The sequence below is a fragment of the Streptomyces sp. YS415 genome (assembly GCF_023544665.1).
Taxonomy (GTDB): Bacteria; Actinomycetota; Actinomycetes; order Streptomycetales; family Streptomycetaceae; genus Streptomyces.
Genome location: NZ_JAMJFL010000004.1, coordinates 219,382 through 237,903, shown reverse-complemented (window position 1 = coordinate 237,903; position 18,522 = coordinate 219,382). Strand labels below are relative to the sequence as shown.

At 72.6% G+C, this 18,522-nt stretch carries 16 protein-coding genes and 1 pseudogene; 12 read left to right on the top strand and 5 right to left on the bottom strand.

Annotated elements, in window-relative coordinates:
• Positions 1–24: 24 nt before the first annotated feature.
• On the bottom strand, positions 25–450 hold the full coding sequence (locus tag M8H82_RS07405) for an OsmC family protein (RefSeq protein WP_250071664.1): 426 nt from the start codon (positions 448–450) through the stop codon (positions 25–27).
• 237 nt (positions 451–687) lie between these two features.
• Between M8H82_RS07405 and M8H82_RS07400 the strand changes: the two genes are divergently transcribed.
• Positions 688–1,596 (top strand): GNAT family N-acetyltransferase, encoded by a 909-nt coding sequence (locus M8H82_RS07400; RefSeq protein ID WP_250071663.1) that lies wholly within the window; start codon positions 688–690, stop codon positions 1,594–1,596.
• 60 nt (positions 1,597–1,656) lie between these two features.
• Positions 1,657–1,980, top strand: a complete 324-nt coding sequence (locus M8H82_RS07395) for a hypothetical protein (protein ID WP_250071662.1) — start codon at positions 1,657–1,659, stop codon at positions 1,978–1,980.
• A 10-nt stretch (positions 1,981–1,990) separates the two neighbouring features.
• On the opposite strand, the gene M8H82_RS07390 is transcribed toward M8H82_RS07395, so the two are convergent.
• Positions 1,991–2,878 carry a Gfo/Idh/MocA family protein gene (locus tag M8H82_RS07390; RefSeq protein ID WP_250071661.1) on the bottom strand — a complete coding sequence of 296 codons (888 nt, stop codon included), beginning with the start codon at positions 2,876–2,878 and terminating at the stop codon, positions 1,991–1,993.
• A gap of 231 nt (positions 2,879–3,109) precedes the next feature.
• On the opposite strand from M8H82_RS07390, the gene M8H82_RS07385 reads away from it, so the two are divergent.
• The 8 genes and pseudogenes from M8H82_RS07385 (at position 3,110) to M8H82_RS07350 (ending at position 13,088) form a co-directional block, all read left to right on the top strand.
• A complete protein-coding gene (locus tag M8H82_RS07385; RefSeq protein WP_250071660.1) occupies positions 3,110–4,012 on the top strand; it encodes an alpha/beta hydrolase in 903 nt (300 codons plus the stop codon).
• Between the two features lie 192 nt (positions 4,013–4,204).
• Positions 4,205–5,626: pseudogene (locus tag M8H82_RS07380) on the top strand (LuxR C-terminal-related transcriptional regulator); the annotation flags it as partial.
• 181 nt (positions 5,627–5,807) lie between these two features.
• The gene (locus tag M8H82_RS07375) at positions 5,808–7,085 is read left to right on the top strand and encodes a CdaR family transcriptional regulator (RefSeq protein WP_250071659.1); all 1,278 of its coding nucleotides are present in this window, start codon (positions 5,808–5,810) and stop codon (positions 7,083–7,085) included.
• 1,130 nt (positions 7,086–8,215) lie between these two features.
• Complete coding sequence (locus tag M8H82_RS07370; RefSeq protein WP_250071658.1) at positions 8,216–8,998, top strand: ABC transporter ATP-binding protein; 783 nt, start codon at positions 8,216–8,218, stop codon at positions 8,996–8,998.
• Entirely contained in the window at positions 8,995–9,804 is an 810-nt protein-coding gene (locus tag M8H82_RS07365) for an ABC transporter ATP-binding protein (protein ID WP_250071657.1), read from the top strand. The genes M8H82_RS07370 and M8H82_RS07365 overlap by 4 nt, the downstream gene beginning before the upstream one ends.
• A complete protein-coding gene (locus M8H82_RS07360; RefSeq protein WP_250071656.1) occupies positions 9,801–10,697 on the top strand; it encodes a branched-chain amino acid ABC transporter permease in 897 nt (298 codons plus the stop codon). The genes M8H82_RS07365 and M8H82_RS07360 overlap by 4 nt, the downstream gene beginning before the upstream one ends.
• Entirely contained in the window at positions 10,690–11,820 is a 1,131-nt protein-coding gene (locus M8H82_RS07355; protein ID WP_250071655.1) for a branched-chain amino acid ABC transporter permease, read from the top strand. Before M8H82_RS07360 ends, M8H82_RS07355 begins: the two co-directional genes overlap by 8 nt.
• Positions 11,817–13,088 (top strand): ABC transporter substrate-binding protein, encoded by a 1,272-nt coding sequence (locus tag M8H82_RS07350; RefSeq protein WP_250071654.1) that lies wholly within the window; start codon positions 11,817–11,819, stop codon positions 13,086–13,088. Before M8H82_RS07355 ends, M8H82_RS07350 begins: the two co-directional genes overlap by 4 nt.
• A 65-nt stretch (positions 13,089–13,153) precedes the next feature.
• Here the strand turns inward: M8H82_RS07350 and M8H82_RS07345 are convergent, their stop codons facing one another.
• Positions 13,154–14,353 (bottom strand): DUF2235 domain-containing protein, encoded by a 1,200-nt coding sequence (locus M8H82_RS07345; protein ID WP_250071653.1) that lies wholly within the window; start codon positions 14,351–14,353, stop codon positions 13,154–13,156.
• Positions 14,354–14,547: 194 nt separating this feature from the next.
• Between M8H82_RS07345 and M8H82_RS07340 the strand changes: the two genes are divergently transcribed.
• Positions 14,548–16,320 (top strand): ABC transporter ATP-binding protein, encoded by a 1,773-nt coding sequence (locus M8H82_RS07340; protein ID WP_250071652.1) that lies wholly within the window; start codon positions 14,548–14,550, stop codon positions 16,318–16,320.
• A gap of 43 nt (positions 16,321–16,363) precedes the next feature.
• On the opposite strand, the gene M8H82_RS07335 is transcribed toward M8H82_RS07340, so the two are convergent.
• Complete coding sequence (locus tag M8H82_RS07335; protein ID WP_250071651.1) at positions 16,364–16,726, bottom strand: hypothetical protein; 363 nt, start codon at positions 16,724–16,726, stop codon at positions 16,364–16,366.
• 100 nt (positions 16,727–16,826) lie between these two features.
• The gene (locus M8H82_RS07330; RefSeq protein ID WP_250071650.1) at positions 16,827–17,798 is read right to left on the bottom strand and encodes a GlxA family transcriptional regulator; all 972 of its coding nucleotides are present in this window, start codon (positions 17,796–17,798) and stop codon (positions 16,827–16,829) included.
• 195 nt (positions 17,799–17,993) lie between these two features.
• Here M8H82_RS07330 and M8H82_RS07325 point away from each other — a divergent pair, with 195 nt between their 5' ends.
• Positions 17,994–18,443, top strand: coding sequence for a hypothetical protein (locus M8H82_RS07325; RefSeq protein ID WP_250071761.1), 450 nt, complete (start codon positions 17,994–17,996; stop codon positions 18,441–18,443).
• Positions 18,444–18,522: the final 79 nt, after the last annotated feature.

Sequence of the window (18,522 nt, the reverse complement as noted above, 5' to 3'; positions counted from 1 at the left end):
GCGACCGCAACGGGATTTTCCCGCTCAGGCGTCCTCGACCGTGGCCCTGACCGGCGTACCCGCCTCGATGGTGCGGCTGACCGTGCAGAGCCGGTCGTGGGAGGACTTCACCGCCCGGGGGAGGATCGCGCGGGCGCGGTCGCCGCCCTCGCCGACGGGGAAGGCGACGGAGAAGGTGACCTCCAGGTCGGTCATCCGGTTGCCCTGGTCGTCGCTGACCTTGTGACCGGTCACCGTGACCGTGAACCGGTCGGGCTCGGCGTGCCGGGTGGTGGCGACGTCGACATCGGCCATGGTGCAGCCGCCGATCGCGGCGAGCAGCAGCTCCACCGGCGTGAAGGCGGCGTCCTCGGTGCCGAACTCGATCGTGCCGCCGCGGGCGTTGACGGCGGTGAAGCGGCCGGTGGCGGTCCGTTCGACGGTGACGGAGCGCAGGGAGTTGTCGGTCATGCGGCAGACCCTAATCGCGCCCGGTTCCCGTCACGGCGGGGACGCACCCGCACAGAAAAGGTGTGGACGCGCCCGCGGAAGATCCCCTACGGTGTGATCATCACGCCTTGAGACGACGGAAGGAGGCGAGTGCCGTGCAGTTCACCTACTCCAGCGCTCCCCTCACCGCTGTCCCGGCGTGCTTCGTGTGACCTGACCGGGAGCGCTCTTCGCAGCCTGTTTCCCGGAGGAATTCCCATGACCGATCTGGTCATCCGTACGCTCGACGCGAGCGACGCCCACCTTTTCGACGCCCTGCCCGACCCGCTGGGCGCGAGCGAGGCACACCGCACCACCGTGCACCGGCCCGACTGGAAGCGGGTGGCCCTGCGTGACGGCCGGGTCGTCGCACGCGGCGCCTGGTGGGGCGGCCCCGACGACGCGGAGCCGATGCTCGTCAACTGGTTCGACGTGGCCGAGGGCGAGGAGGAGGCGGGGGCCGAACTCCTGCGCTCCGCCCCGTGGCAGGTCGAGCTGGAATTCAACCTGCCCGCCGGCTGGCGGGAGAACCCGGCCGTGCGCCCCGCGGCCGACACCGCCTTCGCCGCCGCCCGCGCGGCCGGCTACGACCTCCTCGTCGAGCGGTACATGTACCGGTGGACGCCGGAGTGCGGGCTGCCCGAGCGGCCCGGTCGGCTCGTCTTCACCCCCGAGCCCGACGACGCCGTGTTCTTCGACGCGCTGCGCCGCATCCACTCGGCGACGCTGGACGCCCACGCCCTCAAGGCGATCAAGGAGGGCGGCCTCGATCAAGCCGCCCAGGAGGAACTGGACTTCTTCCGCTGGTGCCCCTCGCCGCGCGAGTGGTGGCAGGTCGCGCGCACGCAGCAGGGCGAGCCCGTGGGCATCCACATCCCGGCCCGCAACCAGACCGCGCCCATCATCGGCTTCATCGGCGTCCTGCCGGAACACCGCGGCCACGGCTACGCCTACGACCTGCTCGTGGAGTGCACGCACTTCCTGGTCGAGCAGGGCGCCGAGTTCATCAGCGGAGCCACCGACCAGGGGAACTTCCCCATGGCCGCGAACTTCGCCAAGGCCGGCCACCCGGTGGTGCGCGAGCGGATCGACTTCCACCTCCCCTCCGCGAGCGCCCAGGAGGGCTGACTGTCAGTGCCGGATGACATGCTGATCCAGCACTGACAGTGACGGCGTACGGAGGCACGGGTGGGATTCGACGGCGCGGTGTGGCACCTCCGCAGCGGTGACGAGCCGGTCGGTGAGATCGCGATCGACGAGGCCGACTTCCCCTGGCTGTCGGGCCGCTTCACCCCCGGCCCCGGCTATGCCTCCGTGCGTGACCTCTTCGCCCGCGAACTCGCCCTGGTGGAGCGGGTCGACGAGGACGTGGAGGAGTGGGAGGCGGCCTACGACGAGATCCGAAGACGCGTCTCCCTCTTCTCGCCGGACGGACCCGTGGCCGAGTTCCTGCTGCACATCGAGGGGGACCGGGCCTGGTTCCGGTGGAGCGAGGAGCCGTTCGAGGAGTGAGCGGCCGGTCTCATCCGCCGCGGTTCAGCAGGGCGTCGGCCTGCGTGAGGATCTCGGTCACGCGCAGGCCGAACGCCGCGTCGCACGGATGCGGGCGCCCCGTGCGGGCGGAGGCCAGCAGGGCGTCGGTCGCCCGGACGAAGGCCGGCACCACCCCTTGCGTGCTCGCCGGAAGGCGCGTCACCCCGGCCTCGCCGCGCAGTTCCACCGCGGCACCGGAGGCCGCCGACGGCGCCGTCAGGCTCAGCGTCAGCGTGCTCGACGCGCCCCCGGCGTGGGCGAGCACCAGATGCACGGTGTCCCCGGGCCCCTGCGCGGCCGCCGCCACCTGCCGCACCTTGCCCAGGACCGGCAGCAGCACGGACAGGGCATGCGGTCCCACGTCCCACAGGGCGCCCTTCTCCCGACGCCACGGCGAGTCGGCGAACGGGCTGTCGCCGTCGCTGAAGACCGCGCCCAGCCACTGCGCGTGCGCGGTGAACCAGCCCTGCGCCGCGGCCTGTTGGGTGATCCACTCCTCGGTCTCCGGCTGGAACCGGGTGGTGAAGAACACCACCGACGCGACCCCCGCCTCCCCGGCTGCCTCGACCACAGCCCGCCCCTGCTCGGCCGTCGTCGCCAGCGGCTTGTCCAGCAGCAGGTGACACGCCGCCCGCGCGGCCCGCACCGCCAGCTCCGCCTGCACGGCCGGCGGCAGGGCCACGGCGACCGCGTCCACGTCGGCGAGCAGCGCGTCGACGTCGTCGTAGGCCCGGATGTCATGGCGGGCGGCCAGGTCCTTCGCCGCGTCCGGGCGGCGGCCCCACACCCCGACGAAGTCCACTCCCGTGTGCTCACCGAGCGCCGGGGCGTGGGCCATCTGCGCCCACGGTCCGGTGCCGAGCAGTCCGATGCGCATACCGTCGCCTCTCCACGCTGCCGTCACGGTCGACGATCGAGGGTTTCACACCGGCCCGGGCCCCGAGCAAGCCGACCCGCGCCCGGCACGGCCGGAACCGGGCGCACGAGACCGGTGACTTTGCCGGTCCCCGGCGCCGGGCCGGGCGCCCACAGTGGCACCGCCAGCCCAACGGCGGTCCCCGGCTACTCCCCTGCCGGCCGTCCGCCACGACAGAGAGGACCACCCCTCGTGCAGGTCCACCCCCACGTCAAGCCCCGCAGGACCGGAAGACTCGCCGCGGCCGCCACGGCACTCGCCGCGGTCCTCGGCCTCGGCACCCTCGCCACACCGGGCGCCCAGGCGGCGGACAACCCCTACGAGCGCGGCCCCGCGCCGACCACCTCCAGCATCGAGGCGTCGCGCGGCCCTTACTCCGTCTCGCAGACGTCCGTCTCCTCCCTCAGCGTCACCGGCTTCGGCGGCGGCACGATCTACTACCCGACCAGCACCAGCGACGGCACCTTCGGCGCCGTGGCGATCTCGCCGGGCTTCACCGCCTACGAGTCCTCGATCGCCTGGCTGGGCCCGCGGCTCGCCTCGCAGGGCTTCGTGGTGTTCACCATCGACACCAACAGCACCGTCGACCAGCCCGACTCCCGGGGCCGCCAGCTCCTCGCCGCGCTCGACTACCTGACGCAGCGCAGCTCGGTGCGCGCCCGCGTCGACAGCACCCGGCTCGGTGTCATGGGCCACTCCATGGGCGGCGGCGGCAGCCTGGAGGCCGCCAAGTCCCGTCCCTCACTGCAGGCGGCGATCCCGCTGACGCCGTGGAACGTCGACAAGACCTGGCCCGAGCTGACCACACCCACCCTCATCGTCGGCGCCGACGGCGACACGGTCGCCTCGGTCTCCAGCCACGCCGAGCCGTTCTACAACAGCCTGTCCTCCAGCCTGGACCGCGCCTACCTGGAGCTGAACAACGCCACCCACTTCACGCCCAACTCGTCGAACACGACGATCGCGAAGTACAGCATTTCCTGGCTCAAGCGGTTCATCGACAACGACACCCGCTACGAGCAGTTCCTCTGCCCGCTGCCCCGGCCGAGCCTGACCATCGAGGAGTACCGGGGCAACTGCCCGCACACCGGCTGACCTTGTGCCCCCGCACGGCCGCCGCCCGGAAACTCTGGGCGGCGGCACAGTCCGTTCATCAGCCCTCTCGCACTGAAGTGCAGGTCACACCCCCGATCCGGGCAGAAAGCGGAATCTACGGACGGCTTCCGCCTTGCGTTACGCGCAAGTAACGTCGCGTGAATGATCGGTGACACGAGCGTGCGGGCGACGGAGCGCGGACGAACCGAACTCGCCCTTGGCAGGGCACAGTTGGCCGACGGCCTGGTCGACGACGCCCGGGAGACCCTGCTGCTGGCCGCGTCCTTGCTGGCGGCCGAGGAGCCGGAGCAGGCGGAGGCCGCGCGGCTCTCCGCCGCGGACGCGGCCTGGGTGGGAGGCGACGTGGCCGCCTGTCTGCAGGCCCTGGGGGAGCCGGCCGCGGCCGGCTCGGTCCTCGGGGACTACCGCGCGGGCATGAGGGCCCTGCTGGAGCTGCGTCCCGACCTGGCGGTGGGACCACTGCGGCGCGTGGTCGACCGCGAGGACGACCGGCCCGAGCACCAACTGCGCTCCGCGACGGCCGCCCTGCTGCTCGGGGACGTCGTCGCGGCCCGCCGGGCCGGTGCCCGCGCCCTCGCCGTGGCCCGGGACTCCCCGTCCCTGCGGGCCCGGGCCCTGGAATACCTCGCCTACGCCGAACTGCGCGCCGGACGGCACGCCCAGGCGCGCGCCCACGCGGAGGAAGGCGTGCGGACCGCCTACCGGGCCGGGCGGCGCAACACGGCCGCGCACCACCAGGCCATGCTCGCGCTGGCCGCGTCGATCGTCGGCGAGACGGCCACCGTCGCGGGCCATGCCACGGCCGCGCTGGCCACCGCCCGCCGGCACGGCCTCGTCCAGGCGGCGACCCTGGCGGAGTGGGCGGTGGCCCGCAACGACCTGGGCTGCGGCCGCCCCCTCGATGCCGCCGACCGGCTCGGGCCGCTGGTGCTGCCCGGGGTGCGGCGCGGTCACTTCGCCGTCTGGATGCTCGCCGTGCCCTGTTTCGTGGAGGCCGCGGTGCTGGCCGGACGGCCCGATGACGCGCGGGCGGTCGTGGCGGACTTCGCCACGTGGGCCGCGCTGGGCGCCGATCCGCACGCGCCCGCTCAGCTCGCCCGCTGCCGTGCGCTGCTGGCGCCCGGGGACGACGCCGACGAGCTGTATCTGCTGGCGCTGGCCCTGCACGACGGGACAGGTGGCGATTTCGAGCGGGCCAGAACCGAATTGCTGCACGGCAGATGGCTGCGGCGCCGACGGCGGTTGCGGGAGGCGCGGCTGCGGCTCGGGGGAGCGCTGGTGGGCTTCGAGCGGTGCGGGGCGCAGGCCTGGGCGGAGCAGACGCGCGGGGAACTGCGGGCCAACGGGGCCGCCGGCTGCGAGGGAGCGGGCGGCGGCGGGCTGGCGCGGCTGACGCCGCAGCAGCTGCGGATCGCCCGGCATGTCGCCGAGGGCGCCACCAACCGGGAGGTGGCGCTCCGGCTCGCGGTGAGCACCCGCACGGTCGACTACCACCTGCGCAACGTCTTCGCCACGCTCGGCGTGCGGTCCCGGATGGAGCTCGCCCGCATGATCGATCAACAGGCCGGTGAGGGCCGACGTGCGGATCTGTGAGAGATGAGAGGAAAAAGAGACGTGCACAACCCTAGGGACCGACCGGACGGTATGTCATCCTTCACGGCAGGACGAGTCGGGCGGCCGCCGCCGCCGTACGGGCGACGCGGGCGACCGGACACCGCAGAGTCTCCCGGCACGGGCGCAGCGCCGGGAGTCCGAGGTTTGTGGGAGGACCGCGATGCATCCTGCCGTACGGACACGCGCGATGATCAGGACCGGGCCGGTGCCTGTTCCGCAGCCGCGGATCGGGCGGCGCGGCCGGTCATTGATCGACGCCGACGCGTTGCGTGTCCTGCACCGGGCCGCGCGCGTCCTGCTCGACGAGCTGCCGGACCTCACCGAACGGCTGGTGGGTCTGATCCAGGAGCAGGAGACCGCCTACCGGACGGCGCTGGAGACCGACTACGCGGGCACCTGGCAGGAGGTGCACCGCTCGCTGCGGCACAGTGTGCTGTCGCTGCTCGACCCGCGCGGCAACCGGGACGCCGCCCGCCGCTGCTCGTGGAAGATCGGCGTGCGCCGGGCCGAGCAGGGCGTGCCCCTGGACGCCCTGCTGCACGCGTTCCGGCTGGGCGGGTCCCTGGTGTGGCAGCGGCTGGTGGAGGAGACCTCCCGGTCGGCACCCGAGGACGTGCGGCTGCTCGTGCATGTCGCGACCGACATGTGGAACTTCGTCGACGAGCACTGCACCCTCGTCGCGGACGCCTACCGGCAGGCCGAGCGGCAACTGGCCTGGCGGCGCGAGAACCGGGTACGGCTGCTCGCGGCCGCCCTCCTCGACGGCACCAGCCGCATCGCCGATCTGCCCGAGACCGCCGAGGGCCTTGACCTGCCGGAACATGGCCGGTACCTGGTCGTCGCGGTCGCCGGCGGACGGCCCACGGGCCTCTCGGGCGCCCGCGCCGCCGCCGTCCCGCCTAGCACGCGCGTGCACTGGCACACAGGAGTGGAAGTGGACTACGGCATCGTCCTGGTCGGCGACGAGGATCCGGAGGGCGACGACGACCCGCTGGAGGGCCTGGAGCTGGCCCCGGGCAGCAAGGCCGGCGTCGGCAGCGTGGTCAACGGCCTGGCCGCGGTGGGGGACGCCCGGCGCCTCGCCGATCTCGCGCTGAGCATCTGCCCGCAGCAGGGCGGCACCGTCCGGCTGACGGAACACCTGCCCGAGGCCCTCGTCGTCTCCTGCCCCGAACTCGGAGCGACCCTCGCCGACCAGGTCCTCGGCCCGGTACTGCGCCTGGAGCCCGCCGACCGGGACGTCCTGCTGGACACCCTGGCCGCCTGGCTGACCTGCGACGGCTCCGCCCAGCGCGCCGGTGAACGCCTCTACTGCCACCGCAACACCGTCCTCAACCGCCTGCGCCGCTGCGAACAGCTCACGGGCCGCTCCCTGGCCCGCCCCCTGGACGTGGTGGAGATCAGCCTCGCCCTGACGGCCCGCCGCCTCCTCCGCTGACCGCACCACGCCCCAACCACGTCCGTCGACAGGAACCCGCTTGCTCCGGACCGCTGAGCCGAACTCCGAGGGGAACGTCTGCTCCGGGCCGGTCCAGCGGCCGGGAGCGTCTCCTCGGGGGCCGGCTGGTCTGGCGGCTGAGGGGGCGTCTGTTCGGGACCGGTGAGTCCAGCGGCCGGGAGGTGTATCTCCGGGGGTCGGCTGGTCTGGCGGCCGAGGGGACGTCTGCCCGGGGTGGTGGGTCCAGCAGCCGCAAGGCGTCTCCTCGGGGGTCGGCAGGTCTGGCGACCGAAGAAGTTGTCCGCTCCGGCCTGTGCGTCCGGCAGCCGGGAGGCGCCTGTTCCGTGGCCGGCCGGGTGTGGCGGCTGAGGGGGACGTCTGCTCCGGCCTGGTGAGACGGGCATCCGAAGAAGACTTCTGCCCGGGCCCGGTAATCCGCCAGCGGGCCCGGTGAATCCGCAGCCGGAGCTGATCTCTGCCCTGGCCCGGTGAATCCGCAGCCGGAGCTGACCTTCCGGCCCGGTGAGTCCGGCCGCCCAAGCAGACGCCTGCCCCGGCCTGATGCATCGGGCAACCCGAGCTGATCCGCCCCGGCCCGGCAAGTCCGGCCCGCCCAAGCAGACACACAGCTGCCCTGGCCCGGTAACTCCGCCAGCAGAAGGAGACCTCCGTTCCGGGCTGGTGAGACGCGCATCCAAAGAAGACATCTGCTCCGGCCCGGTGAATCCGGTAGCCGGAGCTGATCTCTGTCCTGGCCCGGTGAGTGCGGCACCCGGAGAAGACCTCCGCCCGCCGGCCGAACCCCTTCCCGCGCACCCTTCCCGGCCAGTTGGACAGGCGCCGGCCGGCCGGCGCCCGGTGCCCGTTGACCTTGGGCGGCCGCCGGCACCGGCCGGCCGATCCGCTCGGCGCCGCCTCATCCGTTCTCACCGGCCGTGCCTACCCGGCCCCCCGCCCCGGAACCCCCACCGCCTTCTCCCTGGGCACCCGCACAACCCCTGACCGCCCTGGTTGGGACCACGCAGCGAGCACGCCCGAAGGCCTGTTCCGCGCGCCCGCGCCCGTGCTGTCGTGAGCTCCCCTTCCCCGAAAGCCCCGTGCCAGTTCCGGCACGGATCCGAGGAGCCGTGATGCCCGAAGCACCACCGGACGCGGAGCCGGCCCTGCACGTCGAAGCACTCGACGTGACCTACGGCCGTGCCCTGTCCGCCCTTCGCTCCGTGTCGCTGACCGTCCCGCACGGCGGCGTCGTCGCCCTGCTCGGCGCCAACGGCGCGGGCAAGACGACCCTGTTGCGGGCGGTGTCGGGCACCCTGCGCCTGCACCGCGGCGCGGTCACCGCCGGCCGCATCCGCTACGGCGCCACGGAACTCGACGGCCGCGACCCGGTCGCCGCGGTGCGCGCCGGCGTCGTACAGGTCCCGGAGGGCAGGCGGGTGTTCGCCGGGCTCACGGTCGACGAGAACCTCCGCACCGGCGGCCTCGGCCTCGGCCGCCGCAGCCCCGCCCTGGTGCGCGAGTCCCGGGACCGCGTGTTCACCCTGTTCCCGCGGCTCGCCGAACGCACCCAGCAGGCCGCCGGGCTCCTCTCCGGCGGCGAGCAGCAGATGCTCGCCATCGGCCGCGCCCTCATGGCCGCCCCGCGCCTGCTCCTGCTCGACGAGCCCTCCCTGGGACTCGCCCCGCAGATGGTGGCCCGGATCGCGGACGTCGTGAAGGAGATCAACACCCAGGGCACCGCCGTGCTCCTGGTCGAACAGAACGCCGGTATGGCGCTCGCCCTCGCGGACAGCGCCTACGTCCTGGAGGTCGGCGAGATCCGGCTGTCCGGGCCGGCCGACGAACTCGCCCGCACCGACGCCGTACGCAGGCTGTACCTGGGCGAGACCGCCGACGGTCAGGGGGCCGCGTGAACGACCGCACCACCGCACCGCCCGTGCTCGCCGTACGGGACGTCACCGTCCGGTTCGCCGGACTCACCGCCCTGGACGACGTGTCCTTCACGGTCACCCCGGGAACCGTGCACGCCATCATCGGGCCCAACGGCGCCGGCAAGTCCACCTGCTTCAACGTGCTGTCGGGCCTGTACCGCCCCGCATCCGGCACGGTCAGCCTCGGCGACACCGACCTGACCCGCCTCGCCCCGCACCGCATCGCCGCCCTGGGCGTGGCCCGCACCTTCCAGAACATCGTCACCACCGAAGGAACCGTCGCCGACAACCTGATGCTCGGCCGGCACATCCTGTCCCGCGCGGGCTTCACCGCCAGTGCCCTGCGCCTGCCCAGTGCCGTACGCGAACAACGCGAACACCTGGCCAAAGCCCGTGAGATCGCCGAACTCACCGGTCTGGGACCGCATTTCGACTCCCCGGTCGCACTGCTGTCCTACGGCGACCGCAAACGCGTGGAGTTCGCCCGCGCCCTCTGTCTGGAGCCCAGTGTGCTACTGCTCGACGAGCCCGTGGCCGGCATGAACGCCGCCGAACGGGCCCGTACCGCCGAGACGATCCGCGCCGTGCGCGCCGAACTCGGCCTGTCCGTGGTGCTCGTGGAGCACGACATGGGGATGGTGATGCGGCTCGCCGACGAGGTCACCGTCCTCGACTTCGGCCGGGTCATCGCCCACGGCACCCCCGACGAGGTCCGCCGTGACCCCGAGGTACTGCGCGCCTACCTCGGCACCGAGGCCACCGAGGCCACCGGGGAGGACGCGGCATGACCGGCTTCCTGGACAACGTCCTCAACGGCCTCGCCCTGGGCTCCGTCTACGCCCTGGTCGCCCTCGGCTTCGTCATCATCTTCAAGGCCTCCGGCGTCATCAACTTCGCCCACGGCTCCCTCCTTCTGCTCGGCGGCTACCTCACCGCCGTACTCCACGACGACCTCGGCTTCGCCGGCGCCCTCGCGGTGGCCGTGCTGGTCACGGCGGGCGTGGCCGGGCTCATGGACCGGTTCCTGCTCCAGGTCGGCGGGCAGGACGCGCACTCCGCCAGCGTGCAGACGATCGTCACCATCGGCGTCGACATCGTCATCCTGACCGACCTGTCCCGCCGCATCGGCGGCGACCTGCTCTCCCTCGGCGACCCCTGGGGCGATTCGATCAGCGGCCTCGGCCCCATCACGGTGGCCGACAGCCGGCTCGCCGCGATCGTGGTCTCCAGCGTCGTCATCGGCGGCGTCTTCGCGCTCTTCCGGTACACCAACTGGGGCCTGGCGCTGCGGGCTTCGGCGGAGGACATGGAAGCGGCGGCGCTGATGGGCGTACGCCTGGTGCGGATGCGTACTCTCGCCTGGTGCCTGGCGGGCGCCCTCGCCGCGCTGGCCGCGGTGTTCCTCGCCGCGTTCCCGGCCCCCGGCCTGGAGCGTACGACCGGGCAGATCGCCCTGAAGGCCTTCCCGGCCGCCATCCTCGGCGGTATGGCCTCCCCGCCCGGCGCCCTCGCCGGCAGCATGCTGATCGGCCTGACCGAGGCCCTGGTCGCCGGTTACCAGTCAGATCTGCACGTCCTCGGCGAAGGGTTCGGCGATGTCGCGCCGTACGCCGTGATGATCCTCGTCCTCCTGGTGCGGCCCAACGGGCTGTTCGGCGCGAAGGGAGCGGCCCGTGTCTGAGCTGCTGCGCCGCTACCGCGTCTGGACCGTCCTGCTGGTCGTCCTGCTGTGCGTGCTGCCCTTCTACCTGGACGCCTTCTGGCTGCGCATCGGCCTGTTCTCGATGGCCGCCGCCGTCGGCGCCGTGGGCCTCGGCCTGCTGGCCGGTACCGCGGGCCAGCTCTCCCTGGGCCACGCCTTCTTCCTCGCCGTCGGCGCCTACGGCTACGTCTGGCTGGCCGGCGAGCCCGGCCCCGGACTGCCGCCCGCCGTCGCCGTCGTCCTCGCGGTACTGCTCGCCGGCGCCGCGGGCGGCCTGTTCAGCCCCGTGGCGGGCCGGGTGCGCGGCATCTACCTGGGCGTGGCCACCCTCGCCCTGGTCTTCCTCGGCCACCATGTGCTGCTCACCGCGGACTCCGTCACCGGCGGCTTCAACGGCAGCTCGGTGCCGCCGCTGGAGGTCGGCGGCTTCTCCTTCACCGGCTCCGACCCCGACCTGACGGTGATGGGGGTGCCGTTCGGCGCCGAGGAACGGCTGTGGTACCTGGGGCTCGCGCTGTTCACGCTCACCTGGTTCACCGCCCGCGGCCTGCGCCTCGGGCGGCCGGGCCGGGCCCTGGTGGCGCTGCGCGACAGCGAGACCGCGGCCGCGGTGATGGGCGTGAACGTCGCCCGCTACCGCTCGGCGGCCTTCGTGGTCTCCTCCATGTACGCGGGCCTGGCCGGGGTGATGCTCGCCCTCGCCTTCCGCCGCGTGGTACCGGACTACTTCTCCCTGGCCCTGTCGGTCGACTACCTCGCGATGATCGTCATCGGCGGTCTCGGCTCGGTGGCCGGAGCCACCGCGGGCGCCGTCTTCGTCACCGCGCTGCCCCTGCTGATGACCCGCTACGCCGACCAGTTGCCCCTCGTGGCGGCCCCCGGCACCACCGACGGAGCGGTCGGCCCCACCGAGGCGGCCCGCTACCTCTACGGAGCGGCGATCGTCGTGATCCTGCTCTTCGCCCCCGACGGCCTGCACGGCCTGGTCCGGCGCACCCGCGCCCGGATCCAGCGCCGACGGGCCGCACCCAAGGACGCGGACCCCGCGACCGAGACCCCTTCAACCGCCTCAGCTGTACGAGCCAAGGAGCCGACACCGTGAATCACCCCAAGCACCGCACCAGGACGGTTCTGGCCGCCGCCGCGACGGCCCTGCTCCTCGCGGGCACCGGCTGTAGCTCCAAGGGGGACGGCGACACCGCCGCGGACGGCGCCGACGGCGTCAAGGCCGGGCCCGGCGTCACCGACAAGAGCATCAAGCTGGGCGCGCTGACCGACCTGACCGGCCCGTACGCCACCCTCGGCAAGAGCATCGTGCAGGCCCAGCAGATGTGGGCCGACGAGACCAACGCCAAGGGCGGCATCTGCGGCCGCAAGGTCGAGATCGTCGTCAAGGACCACGGCTACGACGTGCAGAAGGCGGTCACCGCCTACGCCGACATCGCCCCGGACGTGGTGGCCATGCCCCAGGTCATCGGATCCCCGGTGGTCTCGGCCCTGATCGACGACATCGAGCAGGACGAGGTGCTCACCTTCCCGCAGGCCTGGGCGGCCTCCTTGCTCGGCAAGGACTCCGTGCAGGTGCTGGGCACCACGTACGACGTCGACATGATCGCCGCCGTCGACTTCCTCACCCGCACCAAGGGCCTGGCCAAGGGCGACACCATCGGTCACGTCTACTTCGAGGGCGACTACGGCGCGAACGCCCTGGAAGGCTCGGAATGGGCCGCGAAGAAGGCCGGGTTGAAGGTCGTGGGCCAGAAGATCAAGGCCACCGACACGGACCTGTCCGCGCAGGTCTCGGCGCTGAACAAGGAAGGCGTCAAGGCGATCCTGATCAGCGCCGGACCGGCCCAGACCGCCTCGCTGGTCGGCGTCGCCGCCTCCCGCGGGCTGAAGGTCCCCGTCGTCAGCAGCGCCCCGGGCTACGCCCCGCAGCTGATGAAGACGCCCGCCGCGGCCGCCCTGGAGGCCATGCTGAACGTGGTGAGCGCGGCCCCGGCCGTCAGCGCGGACATCCCCGGCGTGAAGAAGATGGTCGCCTCGTACCAGAAGAAGTACCCGGGTGAGCTCGTCGACTCCGGTGTGCTCTCCGGCTACAACGCCGCGCAGCTGATGGGCATGGACCTGAAGAAGGCCTGTGAGGGCGGCAGCCTCGCCCGGGCGGACGTGGTCGCGGCTCACCGTGCGCAGAAGAACGCCGACGCCGGCCTCGGCACCGCGCAGGACTTCTCCGACGTGAACCAGCCCGCGAGCCGTTCCACCTACGTGCTCAAGCCCGACGCCAAGGCGGTCGGCGCCATGGTGATCGTCGAGGAGGCGCAGGAGGCGCCCGGAGTGGAGGAGTACCTGTCCTCGAAGGGTTCCTGACCCTCGATCAGCACGCCTCGGCCCGCGGTGCAGCACCGGCACCGCGGGCCGCGGTGCGTGGCGGGTCACGGGGTCCGGGGGAGGCCCTCGCCCTCGGCCTTGAGGGGCGCCGGCCCGGGTGGCATGGGCGGCAGGCCCGCCGCCAGGCCGGGCAGCAGCACCGGCTCCAGCCGCACCCGCTCCTGCGCGGCGAGGTACGCCTCCAGCTGCGGAGGCCGGTAGCCCGGGTCCCGGTCGTAGCGCTCCTTGGCCGGTACGGCCAGGAACTCGTTGCCGTCGGGTTCGCCCTTGTCGTTCACCGCCTGACCGATCGGCCGGTGCAGGGGCCGGGACAGGCGGTACAGGCCCGTGCGTGAGTCGTGCAACCGGCCCGCGCTGTCCGGCCGTACCCGGAAGTCGGTGCTCTCCTCGGGCCGCATCACCTTGGGTCCGGCCGCACTGAGGGCGTCGGGGGCGAACTGCAGGCCGTAGCGGCGGGCCTGATCGACCATCCACAGCAGGGCGATGTCGGACAGGCCCGTCTCCTTGTAGCCGCCACCGGCATCGCAGTGCACCCCGGAGAACCACACCTGCTTCAGCTCCTGGCCCTGCCGGTCGGCGCCCGGCTGCTGGTGCCACAGCGTCGGCCGGAACGCCGAACGCTGCTCGTCCACGGCCAGCGCGTGGAAGGCGGCCTTGACCCCGAGGCCGAGATCGGTGTTGTGGAATGCCCAGCGCCGGTTGAAGCGTTGACCGAACGGCCGGAGCCACGGCGCGCTCGGCACGGGGATGCCCAGGGCGCCCACGGTGTCCCACACCCCGATGAAGCGGATCTTCGTCTCGCGCGTGTAGGAGCGCCGGAACAACGTGGCGGCGGCGCCGTTGGGTTGCTCGATCCGGTCCCGGTACAGCGCCCAGGCCAGTGGGATCCGGTCGGCGTACTCCGGTCGCAGGATGCCGCTGTTGTGAATCAGCCCCGCCAGGCTCCGGGCGGTGAACGCGCCCCGGCTGAAGCCGAAGAGGAACAACTGGTCACCGGGCTCGTACGTCTCGACCAGGAAGCGGTAGGCGTGCACGACGTTCCGGGACAGCCCGACCCCGAACGCCCCGCCGCGCAGCCGCTCGCGGCGGTGGGTGCCCACGCCGCTGTGGTAGTAGACGCGCTGTTCCTTGCCGGCGGCGATGCCCGGCCGCACGGACAGGGCGACCTTGGCGACATTGGTCTTGCTGGGCTGGTCGGCGAAGTTCCAGGTGCCGTCGCAGCAGACGACCAGACGCTTGGTCATGATCCCTCCTGCCCGAGGAGTGGAGGAGCGCACAGCGCCCCTTCCATGCTGGCACCGGTCGGAAGCCCACGCCATGCGACGGACGCTCCCGCTCACCGCGACGAACCGGGCCTGCCAGGCGTCGACCGTCCGGAGGATGGGGAGAAAGCGCTTGCGCAGACGATCATCCCGCACCCTGGGAAGGAACACCGCCCGTGGCCTCGCCGCTGGAAAAACCGCTCGACCACCGCTACCGGGGCGAACACCCCGTCCGCACCCTCGCCTACCTGCTCCGCGCCGACTGCCGCCGACTCGCCGCGGCGGTCGGCGTGTTCACCGTCAAGCACAGCCCCATCTGGCTGCTGCCGCTGGTCACCGCGGAGATCATCGACACGGTCGTCGAGCACCACCCGGTCCGCCGCCTCTGGCTGAGCACCGGTCTGATCATGTTCATCCTGCTGGTCAACTACCCCCTGCACCTGCTCTACGTCCGCCTGCTCTACGGCAGCGTCCGCCGCATGGGCACCGCCCTGCGCTCCGCGCTGTGCACGCGGATGCAGCAGTTGTCCATCGGCTACCACTCCCGGGTCAGCGCGGGCGTGCTCCAGGCCAAAGTCGTCCGTGACGTGGAGACGGTCGAGCAGATGGTCCAGCAGACCGCCGAGATGGGACTCGGGGCGACCACCGTGCTGATCGGCGGACTCGTCATCATCGCCGTACGCACCCCCGAGTTCCTGCCCGTCTTCCTGATCGTCGTGCCCGCCGCCGCACTCGTCGTCGCCCGCCTGAGGGCCCGGCTGCGCACCCACAACGAGCACTTCCGCCACGAGGTCGAGACGCTCTCCTCGCGCGTGACCGAGATGACCCGGCTCATCCCCGTCACCCGTGCCCACGGCCTGGAGGGCAAGGCGCTGCGCCGCATGGACGGCACCCTGCACCGCCTGCTCACCTCCGGGATGCGGCTGGACCTGGTCAACGGCCGGTTCGGCTCGCTGTCCTGGGTGGTCCTCAACGTGGTCGGCGTGCTGGTCCTGGCCGGCGCGGCCCTGGTCTCGTACTACGGCGTCTGGGGCGTCACCCCCGGCGACGTCGTCATGCTCAGCGCGTTCCTGACCACCCTCACCGGCTCTGTGACCACGCTCGCCGGTCTCGCCCCCGTCATCACCAAGGGCCTCGAATCCGTCCGCTCCGTCGGCGAGGTGCTCCAGGCACCCGAGCTGGAGGACAACGAGGGCAAGAGGGAAGTCACCGGCCTGCGTGGGGCCGTCGCCTTCGAACAGGTCGGCCTCGCCTACGACGACGACGGCGGCCGGGCCGCGGTCCGCGACGTGACGCTCTCGGTCGCGCCGGGCGAGACCGTCGCCCTGGTCGGCGCGTCCGGCGCGGGCAAGTCGACCGTGCTCAACCTGGTCATCGGCTTCATCCGCCCGACCACCGGCCGCATCCTCCTCGACGGTACCGACATGAACACCCTGGACCTGCGCACCTACCGGCGCTTCGTGTCGGTCGTGCCGCAGGAGTCGATCCTGTTCGACGGCACGGTCCGCGAGAACGTCGCCTACGGCATGGACGACGCCGACGAGGAGACCGTGCGCGAGGCCCTGCGGGACGCCAATGCGCTGGAGTTCGTCGACCGTCTTCCGCAAGGCCTGGACACCTTGGTGGGGGAGCGGGGGGCCCGGCTCTCCGGCGGCCAGCGGCAGCGGCTGGCCATCGCCCGCGCCCTGATCCGGGACCCCAGGGTGCTGATCCTGGACGAGGCGACCTCCGCGCTGGACACCCGCTCGGAGACCCTGGTGCAGCAGGCGCTCGCCCGGCTGATGCGCGGTCGTACCACCTTCGTGGTGGCACACCGGCTGTCCACCGTGCGCGGCGCCGACCGCATCGTGGTCATGGCCGACGGACGCATCGAGGAGGTCGGCACGCACGAGGAGCTGCTGCACCGGGGCGGCGCCTACGCGGCGCTGCACAGCGGGCAGGTGGCCTGAGGGACCGTTTCCGCCCGGGCGGAAACGGGAGTCAGAACGGGAGTCAGGCCGCGCTGCTGCGGGGGACGCGGTGCGGGCAGGCCTGGTCGTGGTCGCTGCCGAGACTGGTCCACCAGCGCTCGCAGCAGGCGCCCTCGAGCTCGGCGCGCACGATGTGCTCGGCGGCGTCCGCGTCCGGCCCGGTGAACGGGTCGGACACCGCCCGCCGGGCCCACTGGGCCAGGGCCCGGTGCTGGTCGCCGATCACGCTCTCGCGCACCACACCGATGACCGGGACGATGCTTGCGGCCGCGAACAGGCACGCGGCCCACATCGGCCCGTACTGGTATTCGAGGACCGCGGTCCAGGCGAGGCCGGAGCTGGTGGCGACGTAGAGGGCGGCGAGGAGCCGGCTTGTGCAGTTCATGCGCGTACACCGTCCGAGGTGAAGGGGGATGCCCCTTGTCCAACGGCGAGCGGCGCCCGGGGACTCGGGTGATTTCCCGCCTGGCCCCCTCGAACTGACGTCAGGTACCCGCCCCCGCACGGGTCGTCCTGGTGTGAAAGGCGGCGCGATAGGCGTACGGGGTGGTGCCGACGACCTTGCGGAAACGCTCCCGGAACGCCGTGGGCGAGCCGAAACCGGCCTGCTGTGCGATGCGTTCGACGGAGTGGTCGCTGTTCTCGAGCAGGTACTGGGCCCGCCGCACCCGGGCCCGGAGCAGCCACTGCAGGGGTGTGGTGCCGGTCTGCTCGCGGAAGCGGCGGCTGAAGGTGCGCTCGCTCATCCGCGAGCGGGACGCCATCGCCGCCAGGGTGATCTCCTCGGACAGATGGTCCTCGATCCATTCCAGCAGCGGTTCCAGGGCCGAACCCCGGGGGACGGGCGGGTGCTGGTGCACGATGAACTGGGCCTGCCCGCCCTCCCGTTCGAGCGGCATCACGGACATCCGGGCCGCGTCGGCGGCGACGGCCGAGCCGAAATCGCGGCGGATCATGTGCAGGCACATGTCCAGGGCGGCGGCGGCCCCGGCCGAGGTGAGGATCTGGCCGTTGTCGACGTACAGCACGTCCGGCTCGACCTGTACCCGCGGATAGCTTGTGGCCAGCAGGTCGGCGGCCACCCAGTGGGTGGTGGCGCGCAACCCGTCCAGCAGCCCGGCCTCCGCCAGCACGAACGCGCCCACGCAGACCGACGCGATGCGGGTGCCCGCCTCGGCCGCCCGGCGCAGCGCGGCCACGACCCGGTCGGAGGGCGCGGGGGCCCCTTCGGCGCGGCCCGGCACGATGACGGTGTCCGCGTCCGCCAGGGCCTCCAGGCCCCGGTCCACCCGGAGGCTGAAGCCGCAGTCGGCGCGCACCTCCGGGGTCTCGGCGCACAGGCGGACGCGGTAGGCGGGGCGGCCGTCCGGCAGCCGCGTCCAGTCGAAGACCTGCATGGGCGCCGCCATGTCGAACGGCACCACGTCGTCGAGAGCCAGGATCGCCACCGTGTGCATGACGGCCACTCTAGGCGGATTCCCGCCGAGGGCATCGAGCGCAGGTCAGCGGGTTGCCCGAGGCGAGTGCCCAGGAAGGAGGTGGTGGCGGGAATCCGTTGGAAGCTGTCATTTCCGCCTCTGTGCGATCACCCGGCGGCCTCCTAGCGTGGCCGGGTACCCCGCACACCCGTGACCGGAGACGGACGCCCCCTGATGACGAAGTTCCTGCTCACCCTGCACGTCCTGGCGGCGATCGTGGCCATCGGCCCGGTCACCGTCGCGGCCAGCATGTTCCCGCCCGCCGCGCGCACCGCCCAGGAGGGCAGGCTGAACACCGTCCGGCTGCTGCACCGGATCTGCCGGGTCTACTCCGGGATCGGCCTCACCGTCCCGCTGTTCGGCTTCGCCACCGCCGCCGCGATGGGCGTTCTCGGTGACGCGTGGCTGACGGCCTCCATCACCCTGACGGCGGTGGCCGCCGGCATCCTCGTCGCGTTCGTCCTCCCCCGTCAGGATGAAATCCTGGAGCGGCTCGCCGCGGACCAGCCCGTGGAGCGGTCCGGGACGGTCCAACTCGCCATGTTCACCGGCGTTTTCAACCTCCTGTGGGCGACCGTCACCGTGCTGATGATCGTGCGTCCGGGCTCCACGACGGGTGCCTGAGCGCCGTCAAGTCCGATCCCGGAATTAGCACCCCCGTGTGCCGGGGCGCCTACACTCGGCGGTCGTGCTCATGTGGATG

Excerpts from the sequence above, each read along its gene's own strand:
- M8H82_RS07330 (WP_250071650.1), bottom strand. The coding sequence starts at position 17,798 with ATGCACACGGTGGCGATCCTGGCTCTCGACGACGTGGTGCCGTTCGAC.
- M8H82_RS07325 (WP_250071761.1), top strand. The coding sequence starts at position 17,994 with ATGACGAAGTTCCTGCTCACCCTGCACGTCCTGGCGGCGATCGTGGCC.
- M8H82_RS07405 (WP_250071664.1), bottom strand. The coding sequence starts at position 450 with ATGACCGACAACTCCCTGCGCTCCGTCACCGTCGAACGGACCGCCACC.
- M8H82_RS07360 (WP_250071656.1), top strand. The coding sequence starts at position 9,801 with ATGACCGGCTTCCTGGACAACGTCCTCAACGGCCTCGCCCTGGGCTCC.
- M8H82_RS07345 (WP_250071653.1), bottom strand. The coding sequence starts at position 14,353 with ATGACCAAGCGTCTGGTCGTCTGCTGCGACGGCACCTGGAACTTCGCC.
- M8H82_RS07375 (WP_250071659.1), top strand. The coding sequence starts at position 5,808 with ATGCATCCTGCCGTACGGACACGCGCGATGATCAGGACCGGGCCGGTG.
- M8H82_RS07390 (WP_250071661.1), bottom strand. The coding sequence starts at position 2,878 with ATGCGCATCGGACTGCTCGGCACCGGACCGTGGGCGCAGATGGCCCAC.
- M8H82_RS07335 (WP_250071651.1), bottom strand. The coding sequence starts at position 16,726 with ATGAACTGCACAAGCCGGCTCCTCGCCGCCCTCTACGTCGCCACCAGC.
- M8H82_RS07370 (WP_250071658.1), top strand. The coding sequence starts at position 8,216 with ATGCCCGAAGCACCACCGGACGCGGAGCCGGCCCTGCACGTCGAAGCA.
- M8H82_RS07400 (WP_250071663.1), top strand. The coding sequence starts at position 688 with ATGACCGATCTGGTCATCCGTACGCTCGACGCGAGCGACGCCCACCTT.